Here is an 8,078-nt window from a genome sequence, read left to right on the forward strand (position 1 = left end):
GCGGCCGCGCGGCCCGGCGGGTGTGTCCGTTCTCACCCGGTCTCACGGGCCGGGAAGGCCGGGAGCGCGGGAACGCCGAAGGGGCGGCGGCCGGGTGGGCCGCCGCCCCTTCGGGGGTGGTGCGCGTCAGGCGGAGAGCTTCGCCAGGGCCGCGTCGATGCGGGCCAGCGAGCGCTCCTTGCCCAGGATCTCCAGGGACTCGAAGAGCGGCAGGCCGACGGTGCGGCCGGTGACGGCCACGCGGACCGGCGCCTGGGCCTTGCCGAGCTTGAGGCCGTGGGCCTCGCCGGCGGCGAGGACGGCGTTCTTCAGGGACTCGGGGTCGTTCCAGTCCGCGGCGTCGAGCTGCTCGCGGGCGGTGGTCAGCAGGGCCGCGGGCTCGCCCTTCATGGCCTTGTCCCAGGACGCCTGGTCCTCCACGGGCTGCTTCAGGAAGAGGAAGTCCACGTTCGCGGTGATGTCCGAGAGGACGGTCACACGGGTCTGGGCGTGCGGCGCGATCCGCGCCCAGGCCTCCGCGTCGAAGTCCTCGGGCGCCCAGTTGGCGTGCGGGGCCCGCAGCCACGGCTCGCAGGCGTCCGCGAAGGCCTTCGGGTCCATCCGGCGGATGTGGTCGGCGTTGATCGCCTCGCACTTCTTCAGGTCGAAGCGCGCCGGGTTGGCGTTCACGCCGTCGATGTCGAACTTCGCCACCATCTCCTCGATCGAGAAGATGTCCTGGTCCTTGGAGAAGGACCAGCCGAGGAGCGAGAGGTAGTTCAGCAGGCCCTCGGGCAGGAAGCCGCGCTCGCGGTAGAGGTTGAGCGAGGACTCCGGGTCGCGCTTGGAGAGCTTCTTGTTGCCCTCGCCCATCACGTACGGCAGGTGGCCGAACTGCGGGACGGACTTGGCGACGCCCAGCTCGATCAGTGCCTTGTAGAGGGCGATCTGCCGGGGGGTGGAGGACAGCAGGTCCTCGCCGCGCAGGACGTGCGTGATCTCCATCAGCGCGTCGTCGACCGGGTTGACCAGCGTGTACAGCGGTGCGCCGTTCGCGCGGAGGATGCCGAAGTCCGGCACGTTCTCCGGGGTGAAGGAGAGCTCGCCGCGGACCAGGTCCGTGAAGGTGATGGTCTCGTCGGGCATCCGGAAGCGGACGATCGAGCTGCGGCCCTCGGCCACGTACGCGGCCACCTGCTCGTCGCTCAGGTCGCGGCACTGGCCGTCGTAGCCGGAGGGCCTGCCGGCCGCGCGGGCGGCGTCGCGGCGCGTGTCGAGCTCCTCGGTGGTGCAGTAGCAGCGGTAGGCGTAGCCGCCGTCCTGGAGCTTCTTCGCGACGTCCGCGTAGATGTCCATGCGCTGGGACTGGCGGTACGGGGCGTGCGGGCCGCCGACCTCGGGGCCCTCGTCCCAGGTGAAGCCGAGCCAGCGCAGCGAGTCGAGCAGCTGCTGGTACGACTCCTCGGAGTCGCGGGCCGCGTCGGTGTCCTCGATGCGGAAGACGAACGTACCGCCGTGGTGGCGGGCGAACGCCCAGTTGAAGAGGGCGGTCCGGACCAGGCCCACGTGGGGGTTGCCGGTCGGGGAGGGACAGAAACGTACGCGGACGTTCGCGTTAGCCACGCTTGATCACCTTGTTGGTGAGAGTGCCGATGCCTTCGATGGTGACGGCGACCTCGTCGCCGACGTTGAGGGGGCCGACTCCGGCCGGGGTCCCCGTGAGGATGACGTCGCCCGGGAGCAGCGTCATGGCCTCGCTGATGTGCACGACCAGGTCCTCCACGGAGCGGACCATGTCGCTGGTGCTGCCGAGCTGGCGCTGTTCGCCGTTGACCGTGCACTGGACCGCCAGGCCCGCGGAGATCGCCTCCGGGTCGAGGCCGGTCTCGATCCAGGGTCCGAGGGGGCAGGCGCTGTCGAAGCCCTTGGCGCGGGCCCACTGCTTCTCGCGCTGCTGGACGTCGCGGGCGGTGACGTCGTTGGCGCAGGTGTAGCCGAGGATGACGTCCTTCACGCGCTCCTTCGGGACCTCGCGGCACATGCGGCCGATGACCACGGCGAGCTCCGCCTCGTGGTGCACGTCCTGGGAGAAGGAGGGGTAGACGATCGGGTCGCCCGGGCCGACCACGGAGGTGGAGGGCTTGAAGAAGGTGATGGGCGTCTCGGGGACCTGGTTGCCGAGCTCCGCCGCGTGCTCCGCGTAGTTGCGGCCGATGGCCACGACCTTGTTCGGGAGCACGGGCGGCAGCAGCCGGACCTTGCTCAGCGGGACCTTCGTGCCGGAGAGCTCGAAGTCCGCGAACGGGATGCCCTTGATGATGTCGAGGACGAGCTCACCCTCGGCGCCGGGGGCAGTGCTGCCCTCGACCGCGCCGAACGCGACATTGCCGTCGATCGAGAACCTGGCGATGCGCACGTGTTGCGTCTGCCCCTCTGTATTTCCGCTGGCTGGAGTCTGCGGACTCCAGGCTAACGCGGTGGGCGGCGGCGCTTCGCGCTCCTTTACGGCGCCACTACTGCGGAGGGACTACTGTCCTGCGGCGACCGGCGCGTCCATGAGGACGGTGCGGCGGGGGTTCGCGGTCTGGGTGGGCAGCTCGACGGAGTGCTCCGGGGTGGCCGGCGCCGCCTGCAGCTCGTCCGCGTCCTTGAGGTGCGCGAGGGTCGTGCGGCGGGGGTTGGCTATGTTGCGGAACATCTGCGTCGTCTTCATCGGAGTTTCGGGCCCTCGGGTCGCTTCGTGGGATGAGGGTTGTCGGATGCGCCGGATGTGGCGCCAACCCTTTAACAGGCAAGGCTAAACATCCGAATCCCCGAGTGAACCGGTAAGTAATGGCCACAGTGGTGTGAGTTTCCTCACCAGTCACCGGGCAATACGGGCATAACAGGCGGTCAATTCGGGCTGGCGAAACGGACATTGCGCCACTGAATGCGCCATTCCGCTCCTGATCATCTCGACTGGGACACCTCGCCGGACCGGAACTTTGGTTGACGTAAGTCCGTTTCCTCCCCATAGTGCCTCCACATCGCGTAGCCCCCCCGTCACGAGCCGTGACCGGCTCGCCGGGGCGACACGCGCACCTTGTTGGAGATCCCCCACTGTGCTGGAATTCGCGGGACCGCCGCGGGTACCAGCCGGCGCACAGGTGGCGCAAGAGAGCGCCGCGCGCGGCGGTGATGGAGAGGGAGACGCGCCGGTCACCGACGACCACCACGGGGCCGTCAGTGCCCCACGACTCGACACCGTTCCGCCGTTCAACCGGCGGGGCGCCTGGTCCAGAGGTTGCGACGCTAGTGCAGGGACGATTCAAGAGGGATGGCAGCGCTGCGGCGGAGCAGGAGCCGCGCGGCGGGATCGACCGTGGCTCCTCGCCCCAGCACGCCCAGAACCGCGGGCCGGCTGCCGAAGGAGCCGGTCCCGACACCTCCTCGGTGAAGGCGAAGGGCCGCGGCAAGTCCGGCAAGGCCGGGAAGCCCGGCAAGGCCGTCAAGCCGAGCAGGGCGAAGGGCAAGGCCGAGTCACCCGAGACCGAAGGGGCGATACCGAAGGCCCCCAGCGGGCCCGGTTCCCGTCTCGCCATGCAGAACTGGCGAATCAGCACGCGCCTCGTGTCGCTGCTGACCCTGCCCGTCGTCGCCGCCACCACGCTCGGTGGTTTCCGCATCAACGACTCGCTCGAGGACATCCAGCAGCTCGAGCACATGCAGCTGCTGACGACGATGACCCGCCAGGCGACCAGCCTCGCCGCCATGCTCCAGGAGGAGCGGGACAAGTCGGCCGGTCCGATGTCGATCACCAAGGACGGCAAGGCCAACAGCCTCGTCGAGGGTGTCCGCGACCAGACCGACGCCGCCGCCAAGGCCTTCGCCGCCGCGACCGACAAGGTCGACAACGCGGAGGACAAGGACGAGACCCTCAAGTCGATCCGCAACAACATCCTGCAGATCGGCCGCCAGCTCACCGGCATCGAGGACATCCGCAAAAAGGCGTACATGAACGGCGCCCAGCAGACCGTCACCGAGTACAACGCGCTGATCGTCTCGCTGCTCTCGCTGTCGCAGGACATGGCCCAGGCCACCTCGAACCCCGAGATGATCAAGCGCACCCGTGCCCTGGCGGCCTTCTCCTCCGCCAAGGAGTACGCCTCCATCCAGCGCGCCATCATCGCCGCCTCGCTCCTGGAGAGCGGCGACAAGCCGGGCAAGCTGGAAGAGAACGACCGCCTCTACGGTCTCTCCGCGCTGCGCGGTGAGAGCCAGGCGAAGAAGACCTTCGAACTCGTCTACCAGGGCAAGCCCGAGGAACTCCTCAGTTCGCTCGGCGACGGCAACTCCGAGATCGGCAGCGCCGACCACTACGCGCGCCGCGTGCTGAGCACCCAGGGCCAGTTCGCCAAGGAGAAGAACCGCTCCTGGATGGACTGGTACGACGCCGACGACACCAAGCTCCGCGCGATGCAGCAGATCGAGCTCTCGCTGCTCGAGGACATGGAGCAGAAGGCGCGCGAGCTCAAGAACGAGTCGCAGCAGGACGCCATCGTCAACGGTGCCCTGATCCTCCTCGTCCTCGGTGTCTCCCTCATCGGCGCCTTCGTCATGGCCCGGTCCATGATCCGTTCCCTGCGCCGCCTGCAGGACACCGCGACGCGCGTCGCCCAGGACCGTCTGCCCGAGCTCGTCAAGCAGCTCTCCGAGTCGGACCCGCAGGACGTGGACACCTCCGTGGAGTCCGTCGGCCTGCACACCCGCGACGAGATCGGCCAGGTGGCCGCGGCCTTCGACGACGTGCACCGCGAGGCCGTCCGCCTCGCCGCCGAGCAGGCCCTCCTCCGGGGCAACGTCAACGCGATGTTCACCAACCTCTCGCGCCGCTCCCAGGGCCTCATCCAGCGTCAGCTGTCGCTCATCTCCGAACTGGAGTCGCGCGAGGCCGACCCGGACCAGCTCTCCTCGCTCTTCAAGCTCGACCACCTCGCGACCCGCATGCGCCGTAACGGCGAAAACCTCCTCGTCCTCGCGGGTGAGGAGCCGGGCCGCCGGTGGACCCGTCCCGTTCCGCTCGTCGACGTGCTCCGCGCCGCGGCGTCCGAGGTGGAGCAGTACGAGCGCATCGAGCTGGCGGCGGTGCCGGGCACCGATGTCGCCGGCCGCGTCGTCAACGACCTCGTGCACCTCCTCGCCGAGCTGCTGGAGAACGCCACCTCGTTCTCCTCCCCGCAGACCAAGGTCAAGGTCACCGGCCACGCGCTGCCCGACGGCCGCGTGCTCGTCGAGATCCACGACACCGGCATCGGCCTCTCCCCCGAGGACCTCGCGGCGATCAACGAGCGGCTGGCCTCGCCGCCGACCGTGGACGTCTCCGTCTCCCGCCGCATGGGCCTCTTCGTGGTCGGCCGCCTGTCCCTGCGACACGGCATCCGCATCCAGCTGCGCCCCTCCGACTCGGGCGGTACGACGGCCCTCGTCATGCTCCCGGTGGACGTCGCCCAGGGCGGCAAGAAGCCGGGTCCGATGCCGGGTGCCGGCGGCCAGGGCGGTCCCGGCGGTGCTCCGGGCGGCCCCGGCGGCCCGGGTGCCCCCGGCGGCCAGCAGCCCTCCGTGCCCGGCGCGGGCGCGCGTCCCCCCGTGGGCGCCGGCCAGCAGCGCGGCCAGGTCTCCGGCGGCGGCCAGCGCGCCGCCCTGCCGGGGCGTGACGGCGCGGCGGGTGCGCAGCAGCGCCCGCAGGGCGGCCCCCAGGGCCAGGGCCCCCGTCCGCAGGGCGGTCCCTCCGCCGCGACGGGGCAGTCGCAGGGCCAGGGCGCCTTCGGCGGCGGTGCGCCGCTGCCGCCCCGCGGTCCGCAGGCCCGGCAGGCGGGCGGGCCCGGCAACGCCGGCGGGTTCCCGCAGCAGGGCGGCCAGCAGGGCGGGTTCCCGCAGCAGGGCGCCCCGCAGGGCAACGGCTTCGAGCGGCCGCAGCCGCAGCAGGGCCAGGCTCAGCAGCAGGCCCCGCAGCAGGCTCAGCAGCAGACCCCGCAGGGCCGGCCCCAGCAGCAGCCCGGCGCCCCCGTCCAGCGCAGGCGTCCGCAGCTTCCGGCCCGCGACGGCGCCGGCCGTCCGGAGCTCCCGGGCGCGGGCGGTCCGGGTGCCCCTGCCCCGCAGGCCACCAGCTGGGGTGCCGCCGCCCAGGGCGGCCACGAGGTCCCGCGCGGCCACGACGAGCTGTCGGGCCCCGGCTCCACGGCCGAGTTCGCCCGTCCGGACTTCAATGCCCCGCTCCCCCAGGGCGCCGGCGGCAACCCCGCGAACAGCACCACCGGCCAGTTCGAGCGGCCGCAGCCCGCGGGCCCGATGGACCCGGCCTCCACCGGCCAGTTCGCCCGCCCGGGCGGCCCCGGCGTCGGCGGCTACGCGGACCAGCGGCAGGGCCAGCAGCCCGGGGGCTACGCTCCGGCGCCGCGCGCCGAGGCCCCGGGCCTCCCGCAGGCGTACCAGCCGGAGGCCCTGCCGCCGGCTCCGGCGCAGAACGCCCCCGAGCAGCGCAGCCCGATCTTCGAGTCGCTGGATTCGAACTGGTCCCGCCAGGACGGGCAGCAGCCCGCCGGGCAGGGAACGGCCGTACCCCAGCAGCCGCTCCAGCCGCAGCAGGCGGCCCCGGTCGCCCCGGCTCCCCAGCAGCGCCCGCAGCAGCCGCTGCCGCAGCGCGGCCAGGAGTTCGCGGCCGAGCCCGCCGCGGCGACCACGGGCAGCAGCCCGACGGTCAGCTGGAAGGCCTCCCCGAACGACGAGCTGATGCGCCAGGCCGAGCGCGTGCGCCAGCCCGCCGCCGGGGGGATCACCACCTCGGGTCTGCCCCGGCGAGTGCCGCGTGCGAACCTCGTGGCGGGTACCGCGCAGCAGCAGGCCGACACCCAGACCGGCCCGCAGGTGTCGCGTGCTCCGGACGACGTCCGCGGCCGCCTCACCAACCTCCGTCGCGGTATCCAGCAGGGCCGCCAGGCCGGCACCACCGGCCCCGCGACCGGCAGTTACCACATCGACCCCACTTACCAGCAGGAGCGATAGTTGAGTTCGATGAGCCAGGCGGCACAGAACCTGAACTGGTTGATCACCAACTTCGTGGACAACACCCCCGGGGTGTCCCACACCGTGGTGGTCTCCGCCGACGGACTCCTTCTGGCGATGTCCGAAGGTTTCCCCCGTGACCGCGCCGATCAGCTGGCGGCCGTGGCCTCCGGCCTGACCTCGCTGACCGCCGGGGCTTCCCGGATCTTCGAGGGTGGCGCCGTCAACCAGACCGTGGTCGAGATGGACCGCGGGTTCCTCTTCCTGATGTCCGTCTCCGACGGATCCTCGCTGGCCGTGCTCGCGCACCCCGAGTGCGACATCGGCCTCGTCGGCTACGAAATGGCCCTCCTCGTTGACCGCGCCGGCAACGTCCTCACCCCGGACCTGCGCGCGGAGCTCCAGGGAAGCCTGCTCATCTGACACCCCTCCCCCGGCCGGACGGTACTTCCGGCCGGGGGGACCGGGTCCGCACACCCGGAATCCAGTACCCCCGACAGGCCGTCATGTCCCCCCACCGGCCGCCCTGTCAGACGGCACGCTGACCACTGCTGTCCAGCCCGGAGGATCAATGACCCCGCCCCCCGCCTACCCCGACGCGTACGGAGACTCGTACTCGGAAGGCGATCAGCCGCTCGTCCGCCCGTACGCGATGACCGGCGGCCGGACCCGTCCGCGCTACCAGCTCGCCATCGAGGCGCTGGTCAGCACGACGGCCGACCCGATGCACCTGTCCGGCCTGCTGCCGGAGCACCAGCGCATCTGCACCCTGTGCCGCGAGGTGAAGTCGGTCGCGGAGGTCTCCGCACTGCTCTCGATGCCGCTCGGCGTCGCCCGGATCCTCGTCGCCGACCTGGCGGAAGCCGGCATGGTGGCCATCCACCAGCCGGGCAATGGAGAGGCCGGCGGAACGCCGGATGTAACGCTGCTCGAGAGGGTTCTCAGTGGACTTCGCAAGCTCTGACGGCGGAGCGGCTCCGCGCTCCACCACCTCCGCGAAGATCGTGGTGGCGGGCGGCTTCGGCGTGGGCAAGACCACGTTCGTCGGCGCGGTCTCC

Annotated in this window: 6 protein-coding genes and 1 pseudogene; 4 read left to right on the plus strand and 3 right to left on the minus strand. The window is 71.5% G+C overall.

Going from position 1 to position 8,078, the window contains the following annotated elements; genetic code table 11:
• Nucleotides 1–126 precede the first annotated feature (126 nt).
• From gltX to AC069X_RS27760, 3 genes are all read right to left on the minus strand, one after another.
• Nucleotides 127–1,602, minus strand: a complete 1,476-nt coding sequence (gene gltX, locus AC069X_RS27750; protein WP_478732566.1) for a glutamate--tRNA ligase — start codon at nucleotides 1,600–1,602, stop codon at nucleotides 127–129.
• A complete protein-coding gene (locus tag AC069X_RS27755; RefSeq protein ID WP_478732568.1) occupies nucleotides 1,595–2,395 on the minus strand; it encodes a fumarylacetoacetate hydrolase family protein in 801 nt (266 codons plus the stop codon). The genes gltX and AC069X_RS27755 overlap by 8 nt, the downstream gene beginning before the upstream one ends.
• A gap of 111 nt (nucleotides 2,396–2,506) precedes the next feature.
• Complete coding sequence (locus AC069X_RS27760; RefSeq protein ID WP_478732570.1) at nucleotides 2,507–2,692, minus strand: hypothetical protein; 186 nt, start codon at nucleotides 2,690–2,692, stop codon at nucleotides 2,507–2,509.
• 581 nt (nucleotides 2,693–3,273) lie between these two features.
• Between AC069X_RS27760 and AC069X_RS27765 the strand changes: the two genes are divergently transcribed.
• The 4 genes and pseudogenes from AC069X_RS27765 to AC069X_RS27780 form a co-directional block, all read left to right on the plus strand.
• Nucleotides 3,274–7,020, plus strand: coding sequence for a sensor histidine kinase (locus AC069X_RS27765; protein WP_478732572.1), 3,747 nt, complete (start codon nucleotides 3,274–3,276; stop codon nucleotides 7,018–7,020).
• A gap of 9 nt (nucleotides 7,021–7,029) precedes the next feature.
• Nucleotides 7,030–7,443 carry a roadblock/LC7 domain-containing protein gene (locus tag AC069X_RS27770; protein ID WP_007266776.1) on the plus strand — a complete coding sequence of 138 codons (414 nt, stop codon included), beginning with the start codon at nucleotides 7,030–7,032 and terminating at the stop codon, nucleotides 7,441–7,443.
• A 148-nt stretch (nucleotides 7,444–7,591) separates the two neighbouring features.
• Nucleotides 7,592–7,984, plus strand: a complete 393-nt coding sequence (locus tag AC069X_RS27775) for a DUF742 domain-containing protein (RefSeq protein ID WP_007266775.1) — start codon at nucleotides 7,592–7,594, stop codon at nucleotides 7,982–7,984.
• Nucleotides 7,965–8,078, plus strand: a pseudogene (locus tag AC069X_RS27780) (ATP-binding protein); the annotation flags it as partial. The gene AC069X_RS27775 and the pseudogene AC069X_RS27780, both read left to right, overlap by 20 nt.

Source organism: Streptomyces sp. NPDC043896, assembly GCF_056435605.1.

Excerpts from the sequence above, each read along its gene's own strand:
- AC069X_RS27775 (WP_007266775.1), top strand. The coding sequence starts at position 7,592 with ATGACCCCGCCCCCCGCCTACCCCGACGCGTACGGAGACTCGTACTCG.
- AC069X_RS27760 (WP_478732570.1), bottom strand. The coding sequence starts at position 2,692 with ATGAAGACGACGCAGATGTTCCGCAACATAGCCAACCCCCGCCGCACG.
- AC069X_RS27770 (WP_007266776.1), top strand. The coding sequence starts at position 7,030 with ATGAGCCAGGCGGCACAGAACCTGAACTGGTTGATCACCAACTTCGTG.